The sequence below is a fragment of the Brevundimonas sp. genome, from assembly GCF_004210735.1.
GTDB lineage: Bacteria > Pseudomonadota > Alphaproteobacteria > Caulobacterales > Caulobacteraceae > Brevundimonas.
Genome location: NZ_SDZL01000024.1, coordinates 28,702 through 43,005 on the forward strand (window position 1 = coordinate 28,702; position 14,304 = coordinate 43,005).

General features: G+C 68.4%; 16 protein-coding genes and 1 pseudogene. 7 read left to right on the forward strand and 10 right to left on the reverse strand.

The window, feature by feature from the left end; genetic code table 11:
• Window positions 1-25: 25 nt before the first annotated feature.
• Window positions 26-1,906 carry an ABC transporter ATP-binding protein/permease gene (locus EON91_RS07175; protein WP_292092894.1) on the forward strand — a complete coding sequence of 627 codons (1,881 nt, stop codon included), beginning with the start codon at window positions 26-28 and terminating at the stop codon, window positions 1,904-1,906.
• Here the strand turns inward: EON91_RS07175 and EON91_RS07180 are convergent.
• The 4 genes from EON91_RS07180 to EON91_RS07195 form a co-directional block, all read right to left on the reverse strand.
• The gene (locus EON91_RS07180) at window positions 1,903-2,382 is read right to left on the reverse strand and encodes a chemotaxis protein CheE (RefSeq protein ID WP_292092896.1); all 480 of its coding nucleotides are present in this window, start codon (window positions 2,380-2,382) and stop codon (window positions 1,903-1,905) included. The genes EON91_RS07175 and EON91_RS07180 overlap by 4 nt on opposite strands.
• Complete coding sequence (locus tag EON91_RS07185; RefSeq protein ID WP_292092897.1) at window positions 2,379-2,945, reverse strand: response regulator; 567 nt, start codon at window positions 2,943-2,945, stop codon at window positions 2,379-2,381. The genes EON91_RS07180 and EON91_RS07185 overlap by 4 nt, the downstream gene beginning before the upstream one ends.
• A gap of 75 nt (window positions 2,946-3,020) precedes the next feature.
• Window positions 3,021-3,971 carry an acetyl-CoA carboxylase carboxyltransferase subunit alpha gene (locus EON91_RS07190; RefSeq protein ID WP_292092898.1) on the reverse strand — a complete coding sequence of 317 codons (951 nt, stop codon included), beginning with the start codon at window positions 3,969-3,971 and terminating at the stop codon, window positions 3,021-3,023.
• 86 nt (window positions 3,972-4,057) lie between these two features.
• Window positions 4,058-4,963, reverse strand: coding sequence for a tyrosine recombinase (locus tag EON91_RS07195; RefSeq protein WP_292092899.1), 906 nt, complete (start codon window positions 4,961-4,963; stop codon window positions 4,058-4,060).
• A gap of 69 nt (window positions 4,964-5,032) precedes the next feature.
• Between EON91_RS07195 and EON91_RS07200 the strand changes: the two genes are divergently transcribed.
• From EON91_RS07200 to EON91_RS07210, 3 genes are read left to right on the forward strand one after another with little or no spacing between them, the layout of a single operon-like run.
• Window positions 5,033-5,602: a shikimate kinase gene (locus EON91_RS07200; protein WP_292092900.1), complete on the forward strand. Its 570-nt coding sequence runs from the start codon at window positions 5,033-5,035 to the stop codon at window positions 5,600-5,602.
• Window positions 5,599-6,699 carry a 3-dehydroquinate synthase gene (gene aroB / locus EON91_RS07205; RefSeq protein ID WP_292092903.1) on the forward strand — a complete coding sequence of 367 codons (1,101 nt, stop codon included), beginning with the start codon at window positions 5,599-5,601 and terminating at the stop codon, window positions 6,697-6,699. The genes EON91_RS07200 and aroB overlap by 4 nt, the downstream gene beginning before the upstream one ends.
• Window positions 6,696-7,286, forward strand: a complete 591-nt coding sequence (locus EON91_RS07210; protein WP_292092905.1) for a GNAT family protein — start codon at window positions 6,696-6,698, stop codon at window positions 7,284-7,286. The genes aroB and EON91_RS07210 overlap by 4 nt, the downstream gene beginning before the upstream one ends.
• Here EON91_RS07210 and EON91_RS07215 read toward each other — a convergent pair.
• Both EON91_RS07215 and tadA read right to left on the reverse strand, forming a co-directional pair.
• Window positions 7,283-7,699 (reverse strand): MliC family protein, encoded by a 417-nt coding sequence (locus tag EON91_RS07215; protein ID WP_292092908.1) that lies wholly within the window; start codon window positions 7,697-7,699, stop codon window positions 7,283-7,285. The two genes, EON91_RS07210 and EON91_RS07215, sit on opposite strands and share 4 nt — an antisense overlap.
• Before the next feature lie 46 nt (window positions 7,700-7,745).
• A complete protein-coding gene (tadA, locus tag EON91_RS07220; RefSeq protein WP_292092910.1) occupies window positions 7,746-8,207 on the reverse strand; it encodes a tRNA adenosine(34) deaminase TadA in 462 nt (153 codons plus the stop codon).
• A gap of 12 nt (window positions 8,208-8,219) precedes the next feature.
• Between tadA and EON91_RS07225 the strand changes: the two genes are divergently transcribed.
• Genes EON91_RS07225 through rsmD form a run of 3 tightly spaced genes read left to right on the forward strand, consistent with a single transcriptional unit; the run spans window position 8,220 to window position 10,735 of the window.
• On the forward strand, window positions 8,220-9,731 hold the full coding sequence (locus tag EON91_RS07225) for a pseudouridine synthase (RefSeq protein ID WP_292092913.1): 1,512 nt from the start codon (window positions 8,220-8,222) through the stop codon (window positions 9,729-9,731).
• Between the two features lie 12 nt (window positions 9,732-9,743).
• A complete protein-coding gene (locus EON91_RS07230; protein ID WP_292092916.1) occupies window positions 9,744-10,169 on the forward strand; it encodes a GFA family protein in 426 nt (141 codons plus the stop codon).
• The gene (rsmD, locus tag EON91_RS07235; RefSeq protein WP_292092918.1) at window positions 10,169-10,735 is read left to right on the forward strand and encodes a 16S rRNA (guanine(966)-N(2))-methyltransferase RsmD; all 567 of its coding nucleotides are present in this window, start codon (window positions 10,169-10,171) and stop codon (window positions 10,733-10,735) included. The genes EON91_RS07230 and rsmD overlap by 1 nt, the downstream gene beginning before the upstream one ends.
• Here rsmD and EON91_RS07240 read toward each other — a convergent pair.
• The 4 genes and pseudogenes from EON91_RS07240 to EON91_RS07255 all read right to left on the reverse strand — a co-directional run.
• A complete protein-coding gene (locus EON91_RS07240) occupies window positions 10,693-11,358 on the reverse strand; it encodes a hypothetical protein (RefSeq protein ID WP_292092919.1) in 666 nt (221 codons plus the stop codon). The genes rsmD and EON91_RS07240 overlap by 43 nt on opposite strands.
• A gap of 200 nt (window positions 11,359-11,558) precedes the next feature.
• Window positions 11,559-12,068, reverse strand: a complete 510-nt coding sequence (locus EON91_RS07245; RefSeq protein WP_292092921.1) for a low molecular weight protein-tyrosine-phosphatase — start codon at window positions 12,066-12,068, stop codon at window positions 11,559-11,561.
• A gap of 4 nt (window positions 12,069-12,072) precedes the next feature.
• A complete protein-coding gene (gene drt2, locus EON91_RS07250) occupies window positions 12,073-13,458 on the reverse strand; it encodes an antiviral reverse transcriptase Drt2 (RefSeq protein WP_292092923.1) in 1,386 nt (461 codons plus the stop codon).
• A 222-nt stretch (window positions 13,459-13,680) separates the two neighbouring features.
• Window positions 13,681-14,304: pseudogene (locus EON91_RS07255) on the reverse strand (DNA mismatch repair protein MutL); the annotation flags it as partial.

Sequence of the window (14,304 nt, forward strand, 5' to 3'; positions counted from 1 at the left end):
ATTCGGCGTGGCCATATGTGCGACCATGAGAGGTGAACGCTCCGGCGGCCGTCGCGCCGACCCCGAAATCCGCGCCCAGATGGCCGGTCTGGCAGCGGCCAAGCCTGAGGGCCCGCCGACGGGTCAGGCGCTGGCCGACCTGATCCGGCTGGTCGGGCGGTCGCGTGCGCCGCAACTGAGATTGCGCCTGACCGGGGCCATCGCCCTGACACTGGCGGGCAAGGGGTTGGGTGTGCTGGCGCCGCTGGTGCTGGGGGCTGCGGTCAACAGGCTGGCGGCGGGGCAGGGCGCCGGGGTGGCCGTGGGGGCAGGTTTCGCCGCCTTCGCCATTGGCTGGGCGCTGATCCGGTTTCTGTCCTCGGCGACGCCGCAGATTTCGGACGTGGTGTTCGCCCCGGTGCGACAGGCGGCCCAGCGCCGTACAGCGGCCGAAACCTTTGCCCACGCCCTGAACCTGTCGCTGGACTTCCACCAGACCAAACGGTCCGGGGCTCTGTCGCGAACGGTGGAGCGCGGCTCGCGGGCGGTGGATTTCCTGTTGCGGATCCTGGCGTTCAATCTGGTGCCGACGGCGCTGGAGCTGATGCTGGCGGCGGCGGTTCTGGGCGGAAAATACAACTGGCGTTTCGCGGCCGTCGCGGTGGCGGTGGTGGCGGTCTACACGGCCGCGACCTTCGCCCTGTCGAACTGGCGGCTGGAGCATCGCCGCATCATGAACGCGGCCGATTCCGAGGCGGCCGGCCAGGCGGTGGACGCCCTGCTGAACTATGAGACGGTCAAGTCGTTCGGCGCCGAGGCGCGGGCGGCCGAGGGTTATGACCGGGCGCTGGGCGTCTATGGCGAGGCGGCGTTGAAGGCCAACAGCTCGCTGGCCCTGCTGAACATGATCCAGGCGCTGGTGATGAACGTCGGCCTGGGCGTCATGGCGGTGATGGCGGGTATGGAGGCGGCGGCCGGACGGATGGGCCCCGGCGACGTCACGGCGGCCGTGCTGATCATGATTTCGCTGTATGCGCCGCTGAACATCCTGGGCTTCGCCTATCGAGAAATCCGTCAGTCCTTCATCGATATGGAGGAAATGCTGAAGGTGACGCGTCAGGATCCGCAGGTGGCCGACGCGCCGAACGCCATACCTCTGCCGCGCCCTTCGGACGCCCGGGGCGCCGCCATCGACTTCGATTATGTCGGATACCGTCATGATGCGCGGGCGGCGGGGCTGGAAGATATCAGCTTCCACGTTGCGCCGGGCACGACGACGGCCCTGGTCGGGCCGTCAGGAGCGGGCAAGTCCACTGTCGTCAAGCTGGCCCTGCGCCTGCTGGACCCGCAGGAAGGCCGTGTGCTGATCGACGGTCACGACGCACGGGCGGTGACCCAGGCGTCGCTGCGCGCGGCGGTCGCGCTGGTGCCGCAGGACGTGGCCCTGTTCAATGACACGATCCGAGCCAACATCGCCTTCGCCCGGCCTGACGCCGACGAGGCGGCGATATGGGCGGCGGCCGATGCGGCGGAACTGGACGACTTCATCCGCGGACTGCCCCAGGGCCTGGAGACCAAGGTCGGCGAGCGCGGGCTGAAACTGTCGGGCGGCGAGCGTCAGCGGGTGGGCATCGCTCGCGCCCTGTTGGCCGACCCGTGCGTGCTGATCCTGGACGAGGCGACCAGCGCGCTGGACAGCCGGACCGAGGCGGCGATCCAGAAGACCCTGCGCCGTGCGCGGGCGGGCCGCACCACGCTGGTGGTGGCGCATCGGCTATCGACCATCGCCGACGCGGATCAGATCCTGGTGCTGAAAGCCGGGCGGATCATCGAGCGAGGCGCGCACCATGAGCTGGTGGCGCGCCAAGGCGGGGAATACGCGGCCCTGTGGCGCAAACAGACGCGCGGCGCGCGGACGACCGCCTAGCCGGTCGAGGCCGAGCCCAGCTTGCGTTCCAGCACCAGGCGAAGGTTGTCCAGCACCAGGGCCTTGGATTCCGTCGCGTCGGGCCCCAGCGACATCAGCAGTTGCAGCGCCTGGGCGTGGACGGTGACGATACGCCAGTCGAACGGCTTCCCCGCCGGGGCGGCGTCGATCAGGTCGCACAGGCCCGAGGCGGCGGCGCACAGATCGGTCAGCTCAAACGGGCCGGCGGCGTCGATCACGGCGCTGGACGCGCGGTAGGCCTGTTGTCGCAACTGGTCGCTTTCGTCCGCCGTGGTGGGGACGGGCAGGGCCAGAAGCTCGCCGATGCGTTCGGCGACGACCTGTCGGCTACGGCCCTCCAGCGTCGCCAGATTGGCCTTGGCCTCGGCCAAGGCGACGCCCACGCTGACACCGCCGGGCTTGTCGATAAGGGTGGAGAGGCGCGACTTGCGCTGGACCCAGGTAATCACGCTCACGCTTCAGTCTCCGCTTCACTCACGGTCGCCCCGCCGTCGCGGAGCCGATCCGCCCGCCGCTCGACCCCATCGGGCGGGGGAATGTTGTGGAACCGGCGATCCGGGCCGAAATAGTCGCCGACCTGCAGGAACGGCCGCGTGTCCCGCGCCACCCATATCAGCCGTTCCAGCAGGGCCGAAGCGCTGAACGGCTTGGTGACCAGGAAATTGATGCCGCAGTCGCGCGCCGCGTTGACCTTTGACCGCCGGACGTGGGCCGCCGTCATGACCACGGGCGCAAAGGCGTTGCCGTCCGTTCCCGACCGCCGCAACCAGCGGACCAGTTCATAGCCGTCCATGCCGGGCATTTCGGCGTCGACGATCAGCAGATCGACGTCATGGACGCTGAGCTTCTCCATCGCGTCGATGGCGCTGCGGCAGACATAGCGGGGACGGATGCCGAACCCCATCAGGGCCTGGGTGGTCAGCTCCAGCGCGAATTCGGAATCGTCGACCACCATGGTGACGGCGTCACTGAGATTGAAGACCGCGCTGTCGCGAAGGGCTTCACCGACTTCGGCCATGGGAGTCCCCGCCATCTAATCGATCCCCCGTCATCGGACATGATCCGGAGATTCGCAGTCGGGTAGGTTAACGGCTTAGCTGAGGCGTCCGATAGCGTAGAAACGATCCGCCCGCTGACGACGCAGTTCATCCGCCGACAGCGGGGTCAGTGCGGCCAGTTCCTCGGCCAGGACGTCGCCGACCGTGGCGATGGCGGCCTGGCGGTCCGAGTGGGCGCCGCCCACCGGCTCGGGGATCAGGCGATCCACGATCTTCAGGTCGATCAGGTCGGGGCCAGTGATCTTCATGGCCATGGCCGCGTCGCGGGCGCGCGCGCCATCGCGCCACAGGATGCCGGCCGCGCCCTCGGGCGAGATGACCGAATAGATGGAATGCTCCAGCATCAGCACGCGGTTGGCCGCGGCGATGGCGATGGCGCCGCCCGATCCGCCTTCGCCCGTCACCGTGGCGATGGACGGGACGCCCAGCGTCAGGCCGCGCTCGGTCGAGCGGGCGATGGCCTCGGCCTGGCCGCGCTCTTCGGCGCCCAGACCCGGATAGGCGCCGGCGGTGTCGACAAAGGTCAGCACCGGGATGCCAAACTGCTCGGCCATGTCCATCAGGCGTACGGCCTTGCGATAGCCTTCGGGCCGGGCCATGCCGAAATTGTGGGTCAGGCGGGTGGCGGTGTCGTGGCCCTTTTCGTGGCCCATGATGACGACCGACTGGCCCCGGAACCGGGCCAGCCCGCCGATGATCGCCTGATCGTCGCCGAACTGGCGGTCGCCGCGCAGTTCGACGAAATCGGTGAACAGGCCGTCGATATAGTCGATGAAGTGCGGGCGCTGCGGGTGACGCGCGACCTGGGTCTTCATCCAGGGGTCCAGGCCGCCATAGGTCTTCTTGCGAAGCTGATCGGCCTTCTTGCGCAGGCCTTCGATCTCGGCGTCGAACGAACCCGTGGTCGGGGCCAGCAGCGACAGCTCCTCGATCTTGGCCTCGAGTTCGGCGATCGGCTTTTCGAATTCCAGGTAGTGCGTGGCCATCAGGCGTCCGTGAGGAGGGAGCGCGCGTTCGCGCTACGGAAGGCGGCGGAACCTAGAGGGACGAACGCCGGGGGGCAAGCGGGGGTTCATTCGTCCCGCGCCAAGGGGTGCTTGCTGTGCACCACCTGGGCCAGGCGGTCGGTGGCGACGTGGGTGTAGATCTGGGTGGTGGCGATGTCGGCATGGCCCAGCAGGGTCTGGACCACGCGCAGGTCGGCGCCGCCTTCCAGCAGATGGGTAGCGAAGGCGTGGCGCAGGACGTGGGGGCTGACGCGGTTAGGGTCGATGCCTGCCAGAACGGCGGCCTGATCCAGCAATTGGGCAAAGCGGCGGGGCGTCAGATGGCCGGTCTTGCCGTGCGACGGGAACAGCCAGGCGCTGTCGGGCGCGCCCGGTTTGCGCGCGGCGTCACGCGCGCACAGCCAGGCCTTGATCGCCTCGCGCGCGGCGGGGTTCAGGGGGGCCAGCCGTTCCTTGCCGCCTTTACCCCGCACGATCAGATACGCCGGGTCGCGACGCACGGCCTCGACCTTGAGCCCCAGAAGCTCGGACACGCGCAGGCCCGAGGCGTAGGCCATCTCGACCAACGCCACCAGGCGAAGGCCCGCCATGGTGTCGGCGGCCGAGGCGGCGGTCAGCAAGGCGGCGATTGCATCCCTGCTGAGGGTTTTGGGCAGGTTACGGCCTTGCTTCGGCGCGTTCAGGCGGCGCGAGGGGTCATCCCCGCGCCAGCCTTCGCCCAGGGCGAACCGATAGAACTGCCGCACGGCCGAGCGGCGTCGGGCCGCCGTGGCCGCCGAGAGGCCGCGCCGGGACAGGTCGGCGAACCACGCTTCGACCGCTTCCTGACCCGCCGTCATCAGGCCGCCCGCGTCGGTCAGCCAGGCTTCGGCGTCCGCCAGATCGCGGGCATAGGCGGAAAGGGTATGGGGCGAGGCGTCACGCTCGACCGCCATCATCTCCAGAAAGGCCTCGACCTGCGGCGTGGGCATCAGGCGGCCTTCTGCAACGCAACACGGGGGTGGAGCCCCGCCGGGACTTGTGTAGAGGGTATGGGGACCATGTCCGCCCGCGCCGCTTCCCGTGCCGTGATTCCAAAGCCTGACCGCACCATAGCTCTGGTCGGGCTGATGGGCGTGGGCAAATCGACGGTAGGCCGCCGGTTGGCGCATCGACTGGGTTTGCCCTTCGCCGACGGGGACGCCGAGATTGAGGCGGCCGCAGGCATGACCGTGTCGGAGATCTTCAGCAGCATGGGCGAACCCGAGTTCCGGGCTGGCGAGGCGCGGGTAATGCGCCGGTTGCTGGAAGGCCCGCCGTTGGTGCTGGCGACGGGCGGCGGGGCCATGCTGAACGCCGAGACGCGCGCCCTGATGAAGGCGCGGGCCATCACCATCTGGATGCGGGCTGATCTGAAGGTCGTGGCCGAGCGGGTCGGGCGACGCGACACGCGTCCCTTGCTTCGAGGGCGCGATCCGCTGGAAGCGTTGAACGGCCTGGCCGAGGCCCGCTATCCGATCTACGCCGAGGCGGACCTGTCCGTGGATGTCGGCGGCGGCTCGCACGCCCAGGCCGTCGAGAGCATCCTGAAGGCCTTGAACAAGCTGAAGCGGAAGCAGGAGGCGTCATGATCACCGTCACGGGCGGCGATTTCCAGCCCTATGAGGTGCTGGTCGGGCGCGGGCTTCTGACCGAGGCCGGGCGCTATCTGGCGCCGTTCGCGCACGGCCACGTCGCGGTGATCACCGACGAGACGGTGGCGGCCCTCCATGCGCCCGCGCTGCTGGAACAGTTGCGCGGTGTGGCGCGCGCTGTGGACCTGGTGACCGTGCCGGCGGGGGAGGCGTCCAAGTCCTTTGCCCAGCTTGAACAGGTGCTGGACCGGCTGCTGGAGCTGGGGCTGGATCGCAAGGATCTGGTCGTAGCGCTGGGCGGTGGAGTGGTGGGCGATCTGGCCGGCCTGGCGGCGGCGCTGTACATGCGCGGCATCGACTTTGTGCAGGTCCCGACGACGCTGCTGGCGCAGGTCGATTCCTCGGTGGGCGGCAAGACCGCGATCGATACGCTGCGCGGCAAGAACCTGATCGGCGCCTTCCATCAGCCGCGGCGGGTGCTGGCCGATATCGATGTGCTGGCGACCCTGCCCAAGCGTCAGTTGAGGTCAGGCTGGGCCGAGGTGCTGAAACACGGGCTGATCTGCGACGCGGCCTTCTTCGACTGGCTGGGCGGCGAGGGCGCGTCGGGTGCGGACGGCGATCCGTCGGCGCTGGAGCGGGCCGTGGTCCGCTCGGTCCAGATCAAGAGCGCCATCGTCGGCGAAGACGAGAAGGAGGCGGGGCGGCGCGCCCTGCTGAACCTGGGGCACACCTTTGGCCATGCGCTGGAGGCCGAGCTGGGTTTCGGCGACGCCCTGACCCACGGCCAGGCCGTCGCGCTGGGCTGCGCCATGGCGTTCCGTTATTCGGCGCGCGAGGGGCTATGTTCGCCGTCCGCGGCCGAACGGGCCGAGGCGGGGATCGCGGCTGCGGGCCTGCCGGTACGGCTGGATCAGGTCGCGCAACGGTTCGGCGCGGATGCGATGCTGGGACGAATGGCTGGTGACAAGAAGGCCGAGGGCGAACGGCTGACCCTGATCCTGGCGCGCGACATCGGCGACGCCTTCGTGGCCAAGGGCGTGGATGCGGGGTCGGTGCGCGCCTTCCTGGTCGAAGAGGGCGCGTCGGCGTGAACCTTGCGACTGTCGTGCTGGAAGACCGCTTCGTCCGGCTGGAGCCCTTTGCGCCGGAGTTGGAGGCGGAGATGCGGGCCGCGCTGGATTGTGACCCCGACGCCTGGAACGGCATGGTCGGGGCGGCCTATGGCCCGCATTTCGACGCCTGGTGGGCCTCGGCGCTGAGGGCGATCGAAGGCGGGTCGCGTATCGCCTGGGCCGTTCGACGTCAGGGTGACGGCGCAGTGGTCGGCACGACCAGCCTGTATGAGATCCGGCCCGACTACCGCCGCTGCGAGATCGGCTCGACCTTCTATCGGCCCGAAGCGCGGGGCGGAGCGATCAACCCCGCGTGCAAGCGGCTGTTGCTGGCCCACGCCTTTGACGCCGGCGCGGTGCGGGTCGAGATCATTACTGACCGCACCAACCCCGGTAGTCAGGCCGCGATCCACAAGCTGGGCGCGAAGAAAGAAGGCGTGTTGCGAAAGCACAAGATCACCTGGACGGGCCGTATCCGTGACACGATCCAGTTCGCGATCCTGGATGACGACTGGCCCGAAGTGCGGCGAGGCCTCGACGCGCGTTTGACGGCCTTCGCAGCCTAGTCGACGGCGCGGCACTCGGTCGGTTGACGGCCGTCGGCGGTCCAGGTGGCCAGGACGCCCTTGCCGCGCAGTTCGTGGCCGCTGGCGCGGTACCACAGACCCTCAAGCGCCTGTTCCTGATACAGGTCGACGGCCTCGCCCATCGAGTTACGGACAGTGGCCATCTGGCGCGGATTGTCGAAATCCACCGACAGGCGCTCGCCGTTGCCGCACAGGTATACTGCGCGGATGGTGCGGTTCAGGGCGCGATCCTGAATCTCGGCGCCGGTGCGCTGGCGGGCTGTCTGGGCCTGGATGGCGCGGGACTTGACCTCTTCGCCGTCGGTCGGCCCCTTGCCAGGGCTGGGCCCGCAGGCCGCGATCGACAGCAGGGCTACGGCCGCCAGACTTGTCCGCGCTGAGTGAATGAACATGGGCCCCCGCTGATCACCTTGGACACGTCGCCGTCTCCGGCCACGCTTAACGCGAGGCGAGCGTGCGCGTTCCGCCCCGGCGAGCCCGGAAGAAAGCCTTCAGGGCGGTGGACGACGCTTCGGCCATGACCCCGCCAGCGACAGCAGGCCGCCAGTGACAGGTCGGTTGATCGAAAACGCGTGAGCCGTGGATCACGGCGCCGCCCTTGGGATCGTCGGCGCCCCAGACGACCCGGCCGATGCGGGCGTGGCTGATGGCCCCGGCGCACATGGCGCACGGCTCAAGCGTCACATAGAGAGTCAGGTCGGTCAGACGATAATTCTGGAGGGCCAGCGCAGCCTCGCGCAACGCCACGATTTCGGCGTGAGCGGTGGGATCATGGGCGCCGATGGGGCCATTTTGCCCTCGGCCCAGCACTTTTCCGGTCGTTTCATCGACCACCACGGCGCCGACAGGCACTTCGCCGACGTTCGCCGCCGCTTGCGCCAGGTCGAGCGCCATGCTCATGAACCGCTCATCATGGATCGCCATCCCAAAGACAACGACAAGAAGCCCCGCTCCCGTCAAGACGACGGCCCGCGTGGACCCCGTAAATTCGCCGATGCGCGCCCGGACAAGGGCGGTTTCGGAGACCGGAAGGGCCCACCGCGCGGCGACAAACCCTTCGCCAAGGGGGACAAGCCCTTCTCCAAGTCCGGACCGAAGGGTGCGGGCAAGGGCGCAGGGGCCAAGGAACCGACGGCGCCGGCCCGCAGTGAGCGTGTCGCCAAGGCCATGGCGCGCGCAGGCATCGCCTCGCGCCGCGAGGTCGAGCGGCTTATCGGCCTGGGCAAGGTGGCGGTCAACGGCCGCATCCTGGCCACGCCCGCCGTGCTGGTCACGCGCGACGACGTCATCACCGTGGACGGCAAGCCGATCGGCGCCGCCCAGTCCACGCGGGTCTGGCGCTATCACAAGCCGGCGGGCCTGATCACCAGCCACAACGATCCGGCGGGCCGTCCCACCGTGTTCGACGCCCTGCCCAGCGGCCTGCCGCGCGTGATCTCGGTCGGGCGGCTGGACCTGAACACCGAGGGCCTGCTGCTGCTAACCAATGACGGCGAGTTGAGCCGGGCGCTGGAGCTGCCGGACAGCGCCCTGGTGCGCCAGTACCGCGCCCGCGCCCGTGGCCGCATCACCCAGGAGCAGCTGGACAAGCTGAAGACCGGCTGCACCGTCGACGGCGTCCACTACGGCCCCATCGAGGCCACCATCGACAAGGCCAAGGAGAAGGCCGACGGCGAGCGCAGCTCGGCCAACCTGTGGATCAGCGTCTCGATCACAGAGGGCAAGAACCGCGAGGTCCGCAAGGTGCTGGAGTCGGTGGGCCTGACCGTGAACCGCCTGATCCGCCTGGCTTACGGTCCGTTCCAGCTGGGCGCCCTGCCCGTGGGCGCGATCGAGGAGGTCGGCCCACGCGTGATCCGCGAGATGCTGGCCGACCATATCCGGCCCGAGAACCTGCCCACCGGCAACACGGTCCAGACCCCGGCGCCGATCCCCGGACGGCGCGCCGTCGGCCCCATCGTCAAGGGGAACTCGGGCTCGGCCATGTCGGACCCGTCGCGCAAGCCCAGCCGCGTCCGCGCGGCCACGGCGGCCGCCGAAGAGGGCGCGGCCCGCGGCGATCGCCCGGTCAAGAAGGACGGTTGGGCTAAGGCCGCGCCCAAGTTCGAGCACAAGAAGACCTTCAAGCCCCGCGCCCGGCCCGAAGCCGGCGAGGGCGGCGACACGGAACGTCCGCGCAAGCCCTTCCAGCGGGCCGAGCCGCGCCCGGATCAGTTCATCGAGGACCGCCGCGTCCCGGCGCGGGGCGGCAAGCCCGGCGGGTTCGGCAACAAGCCCGGCGGCGGCGCCCGTTCGGGCGGCCCCCGGTCGGAGGGCAAGCCGTTCGGCGCGCGCCCCGGCGGCGCAGGCCGGCCCGCAGGCGGCAAGCCCTTCGGCGGCAAGCCGGGCGGCGGCGGTCGCGGCGGCCCGCGCGGACGCAGCTAAGGGGGCGGCGGCATGGCCAAGGACGCGACCGGCGCCCGTCTGTCGGGCCGCTGCCTGTGCGGGGCGGTGCGGTTCCAGGCGACGCCCAGGGGCGGCATGCACGCCTGCCATTGCGAGAAATGCCGCCGCATGTCCGGCGGCGTCTTCCTGAGCGTCGAGTGCGTGGACGTCCAGGCGACAGGCCCGCTCAAGACCTATGAGTCCTCGGACTGGGCGGTGCGCCAGTTCTGCGGCGACTGCGGCGCCAGCCTGTTCTGGCGCATGCGCGACGGCAGCCTGGACTCCGTCGCGGTCCAGGCGTTCGACGACCCCGGCGCCTTCAGCTTTGACGGCGAGATCTACATCGACGCCAAGCCCGGCAACTACGCCTTCGCCGGCGAGCGCCAGCGCCTGACGGGCGCCGAGGTCGAGGCGATGTTCGGCATGGGCGGCGACTGATGCGCATCGTCGCCGGCAGCCTGAAGGGCCGCGCCATCGTCGCGCCGGAGGGGCAGGGCACCCGCCCGACCAGCGACCGCGCCCGCCAGGCCATCTTCAACGTGCTGGAGCATGCCCCCTGGTCCGAAGGGCTGAACGGCGCGCGGGTGATCGACCTGTATGCGGGGTCCGGCGCCCTGGGGTTCGAGGCTGTGTCGCGCGGCGCGGCCTTCGCCCTGTTCGTCGAGACGGACGACGGCGCGCGCGGCGCCATCCGCGAGAACATGGACGCCTATGGCCTGTTCGGCCGCTGCCGGGTGCATCGGCGCAGCGCCACGGACATGGGCCCCCGCCCCGGCTCGGCGGGCGAGGCGTTCACCCTGGCCTTCCTGGACCCGCCCTATGGCAAGGGGCTGGGCGAACAGACGCTGGCCCGCCTGCTGGAGGGCGACTGGCTGGCGCCCGGCGCCATCGTGGTGTTCGAGCGCGGCTCGGACGAGCCCGAGATCGACACCCCCGGCTATGACCGCCTGGACGCCCGCGACTATGGCGCGGCGAGGGTGCTGTTCCTGAAGCGGGCGGACTGATCGTTCCGCGACCCCGCCGGGATGGCGCCCGGATCAGAAAAAACAGGGTGTACATAGTGCACATCGTGCACATTTCCGGCCCGCGTCGCCGCCCCCTGCGGCTGTGCCGGCGCCGGCGCGGGGGCTGACAGGGCGGCGTTACGCACCTGGGCGTCCAGCGCGGGCGGGGTGGTCATGGCCAGGGCGTCCAGACCGGGGGTGATGTCGTCCTGATCCACGTCATGGCGCGCGGCGGCCACACGGGCGGCCAGCCGGGCCGGGTCGCTTTCGCCAAAGAATTCGATGTCCGACTCGGTCATTTCGGTGCGCAGTTCCAGCCACAGGCGCCGCCACCGGATCGCCTCGACCGCGCGGCCGTGGTTCAGCGCCTGAATGAACCGCAGACGCGCCGTCTCGACCTGATCGTCGGGGTCGATGTCGTCATAGATGGACAGGTCCACCTCGGTCGGCGCCGGATCGGCCTGATCGACCCGTCGCCAGCCATAGCGACGGGCGCGGCGACGAAAGGCCGACAGGCCCAGGTCATGGCGATGGCACACGGCCTCGGCGCTCATGCCGGACAGATAGTCGTCCCGCGCCATCAGCCAGGTTTCGGCGGATCGGATGCGATAGCTTTCGGTCATGAGGCGGCACCCTAAAGGCCGGGTGCGCCGGAATCGGTCGTGGGCGATTTTCCTTCTCCCGCTGGGAGAAGGTGGCGCGCAGCGCCGGATGAGGGTCGGCCGTTTCAGTCGGCGCAAGCCGGGGCGCTGGCTGTGGCGCGGGCGGGGCGGCGGCTGACGCCGAAGGCCGACCGGCGACCCTCACCCTTTCGCCTTGCCGATCACTTCGCTCTCGGAGGCTCAAGCCCTCTCCCATCGGGAGAGGGAAGAAGGGCGGCGACCAGCCCCCGCGCGGCGGCCGTGACCTCGGCCCAGGTGGTGTCGAAACCGGACGCGTCGCCGAACCAGGGGTCGGTCACGGCCTGACCCCGGCGGCCGGGCACATGGTCCAGCAGCAGGCTGAGCGCCGCAAGTGAGTCCTCTGGGGCGTCATCGGGCCGCAGCCGCTCCAGATCCGTCAGGTTCTGGTGATCCAGGGCGATGATGTGGTCGAAACGGTGAAAGTCCGCCGCCGTCACCTGCCGCGCCCGCAGGCCCCCGATCTCCACCCCATGCCGCCGCGCCGTCGCCTGCGCCCGCGCATCCGGCGCCTGCCCCGCATGCCAGTCCCCGGTCCCGGCGGAATCAATGGTCAGGTCCAGGCTAAGGCGCGCCGCCTCGGCCCGCAGCGCCCCCTCGGCCATGGGCGAGCGACAGATGTTGCCGAGACAGACGAAGAGGATGGATGGCATGGGGTCAGTCAGCTACGTTCCCCGCCTCAGAATAGAACTTGGCTATCATCTGCGCCCAATACCGATCGAAAATACCGACATGGTTACGCAGCTGACGGCGAATTGCCGGCGAGTCTAGCTCCCGTGCCGCCCGGTACGCGTACTGTACAAAATTCCTGCTATCGCCCCAGTGCGTAAAGCGTCCGATGACTACGCGCTTTCTGATTTCGTCAGCCGGAATCCCGTCGCGCTTAGCGGCGCGAACATAGCGCCGAAGGTTTGTCTTCATCCGGGCATAGAAGGCCTTCATGCTTTCTGAACGAATGCGGATGTTGGCTCCATCGAATATGAAACCAAGGTACTGAAGCTGATCTCCTGCAGACACCAACGTTGATCCCTGTGTCGCAAACTGCGTGCGGCAGGTCTTCTTGTCGTTGAGGGAGAGGTGGATAGCGGATGCCTCAGCGCGGATGAGCGTCAAGAATTCTGCCTCAAGGTCTCCCCGTGGGAGCACGACCGCGATGTCATCGCTGTATCGTCGATAGGATCCGCCACGCGCCTCGACCCACGCCTTAACCGTGGCGTCGAAATCCAACATATAGATGTTGGCGAGCAGCCCAGAGAGCGGCGTGCCTTGGGGAATTCCGTGATCCTTCTGGTTTCGGCGAATAAGCTTGCGGATGACTTCCCGAAACACGTCAATGCTACAGATGCGTCGACCTTTCGGTTTGCCCAGCCGCGCCTCGATGTCCTTCGCTTCGACATACTCGAAGCGGGTCAGTCGGCGGAATATGGAAAGCCAATCGTCCGGGAAATGGTCGCAACCCAAGACGCCCATGAGTCTGCTTCGCAGATTGGTATGATTTAGGCAGTCGAAGAACTTGGAAATATCGAGACAGATTACGGAGCATTCGCCTCGAGTTCGTATCTCATCGAAAAGAGATTTGGCGAACGGGACATTGTAGCCGATGCCTCCCCGGTAAGCCAAAACGCTGGATCCGAGCTGGCGTTGAGCGAGGACAGCTTCATATTTGTCAGCAAGGACAGACGCGTACGTTGCATAGATCGCTGAATCCATGTGGGCCGCGTACTTAATTTCACGTGGCTTTTCGTCAACCACTGGCGGGAAGACGCTGAAGTCGATCTTCCGTCGCGTCTTGGTATAGGCCAGAAGGGGGAAGAACGCATGTTGAGCGACCTGATCGCTCGTCAATACAAGCGCGTCCAAGGCTGCCCGGTCGAGTGGGTCATCGAAGTGTTTATACTCTCGAACCTTGAGCGTCCGAGACGTTACGCGCCGGGGGCGGGTGCCGTTCAACCCTTGCGCTCCCCCGGCTGCATTCACGATGATGTTCCGGCCTGGACCGGCCACGGCATTAACATTCTGGCGTATAGTCGTGACGCCGGTCATGGAGACCTCATCATGCCCACCGGGCAATCCGCGATCTGGTGCAAGTTACTCCTCACCTCGGTGAAGATCGCCCTTGCGTCCATTAACCTAGTCCCCCCAAGTCCAGCGAACTCATCTCGGGGCAGCACGGTTCTGCACTGATTCGATAGCGCGCAGCAACGGCAAAGATTACGGAAGCGTTGATCGCTTGATGAGCCGAGTCGCTGCACCGCGCAACCGCTCTCACCTTCTCCCGAACAGCCGCTCCAAATCCGCCAGCTTCAGCTCCACATACGTAGGCCGCCCGTGGTTGCATTGGCCTGAGTGGGGGGTGGCTTCCATTTGGCGGAGGAGGGCGTTCATTTCGGGGGCGGACAGGGTGCGGCCGGCGCGGACGGAGCCGTGGCAGGCCATGGTTCCGCAAACCTCGGCCATGCGCTCTTTCAGCGACAGGGCGGCGCCGTGTTCGGCCAGGTCGTCGGCGATGTCGCGGATCAGGCCCTGAACGTCCGTGTCGCCCAGCAGGGCCGGGGTTTCGCGCACCAGGACGGCGCCGGCGCCGAACGGTTCGACGATCAGCCCCATCTCGGCCAGTTCGTCGGCGCGGGCGGCGACGCGCTCGGCCTCGGCCGGGTCCAGCTCGACCACCTCGGGCGTCAGCAGGGCCTGGCGGGTGACGGCGCCGTCGGCCATCTGGGTCTTCATCCGCTCATAGACCAGGCGCTCATGCGCCGCGTGCTGGTCGACGACGACCAGGCCGTCGCGGGTCTGGGCGACGATATAGGTGGCGTGGACCTGACCCCGGGCGACGCCCAGGGGGTAGTCGAGGGGGTCGGGGGAGTGAGTGGTGAGTGGTGAGTGGTGAGG

Excerpts from the sequence above, each read along its gene's own strand:
- EON91_RS07175 (WP_292092894.1), top strand. The coding sequence starts at position 26 with ATGAGAGGTGAACGCTCCGGCGGCCGTCGCGCCGACCCCGAAATCCGC.
- EON91_RS07185 (WP_292092897.1), bottom strand. The coding sequence starts at position 2,945 with ATGGCCGAAGTCGGTGAAGCCCTTCGCGACAGCGCGGTCTTCAATCTC.
- EON91_RS07190 (WP_292092898.1), bottom strand. The coding sequence starts at position 3,971 with ATGGCCACGCACTACCTGGAATTCGAAAAGCCGATCGCCGAACTCGAG.
- EON91_RS07195 (WP_292092899.1), bottom strand. The coding sequence starts at position 4,963 with ATGCCCACGCCGCAGGTCGAGGCCTTTCTGGAGATGATGGCGGTCGAG.
- EON91_RS07200 (WP_292092900.1), top strand. The coding sequence starts at position 5,033 with ATGTCCGCCCGCGCCGCTTCCCGTGCCGTGATTCCAAAGCCTGACCGC.
- aroB (WP_292092903.1), top strand. The coding sequence starts at position 5,599 with ATGATCACCGTCACGGGCGGCGATTTCCAGCCCTATGAGGTGCTGGTC.
- EON91_RS07215 (WP_292092908.1), bottom strand. The coding sequence starts at position 7,699 with ATGTTCATTCACTCAGCGCGGACAAGTCTGGCGGCCGTAGCCCTGCTG.
- tadA (WP_292092910.1), bottom strand. The coding sequence starts at position 8,207 with ATGAGCATGGCGCTCGACCTGGCGCAAGCGGCGGCGAACGTCGGCGAA.
- EON91_RS07225 (WP_292092913.1), top strand. The coding sequence starts at position 8,220 with ATGGATCGCCATCCCAAAGACAACGACAAGAAGCCCCGCTCCCGTCAA.
- EON91_RS07230 (WP_292092916.1), top strand. The coding sequence starts at position 9,744 with ATGGCCAAGGACGCGACCGGCGCCCGTCTGTCGGGCCGCTGCCTGTGC.
- rsmD (WP_292092918.1), top strand. The coding sequence starts at position 10,169 with ATGCGCATCGTCGCCGGCAGCCTGAAGGGCCGCGCCATCGTCGCGCCG.
- EON91_RS07240 (WP_292092919.1), bottom strand. The coding sequence starts at position 11,358 with ATGACCGAAAGCTATCGCATCCGATCCGCCGAAACCTGGCTGATGGCG.
- EON91_RS07245 (WP_292092921.1), bottom strand. The coding sequence starts at position 12,068 with ATGCCATCCATCCTCTTCGTCTGTCTCGGCAACATCTGTCGCTCGCCC.
- drt2 (WP_292092923.1), bottom strand. The coding sequence starts at position 13,458 with ATGACCGGCGTCACGACTATACGCCAGAATGTTAATGCCGTGGCCGGT.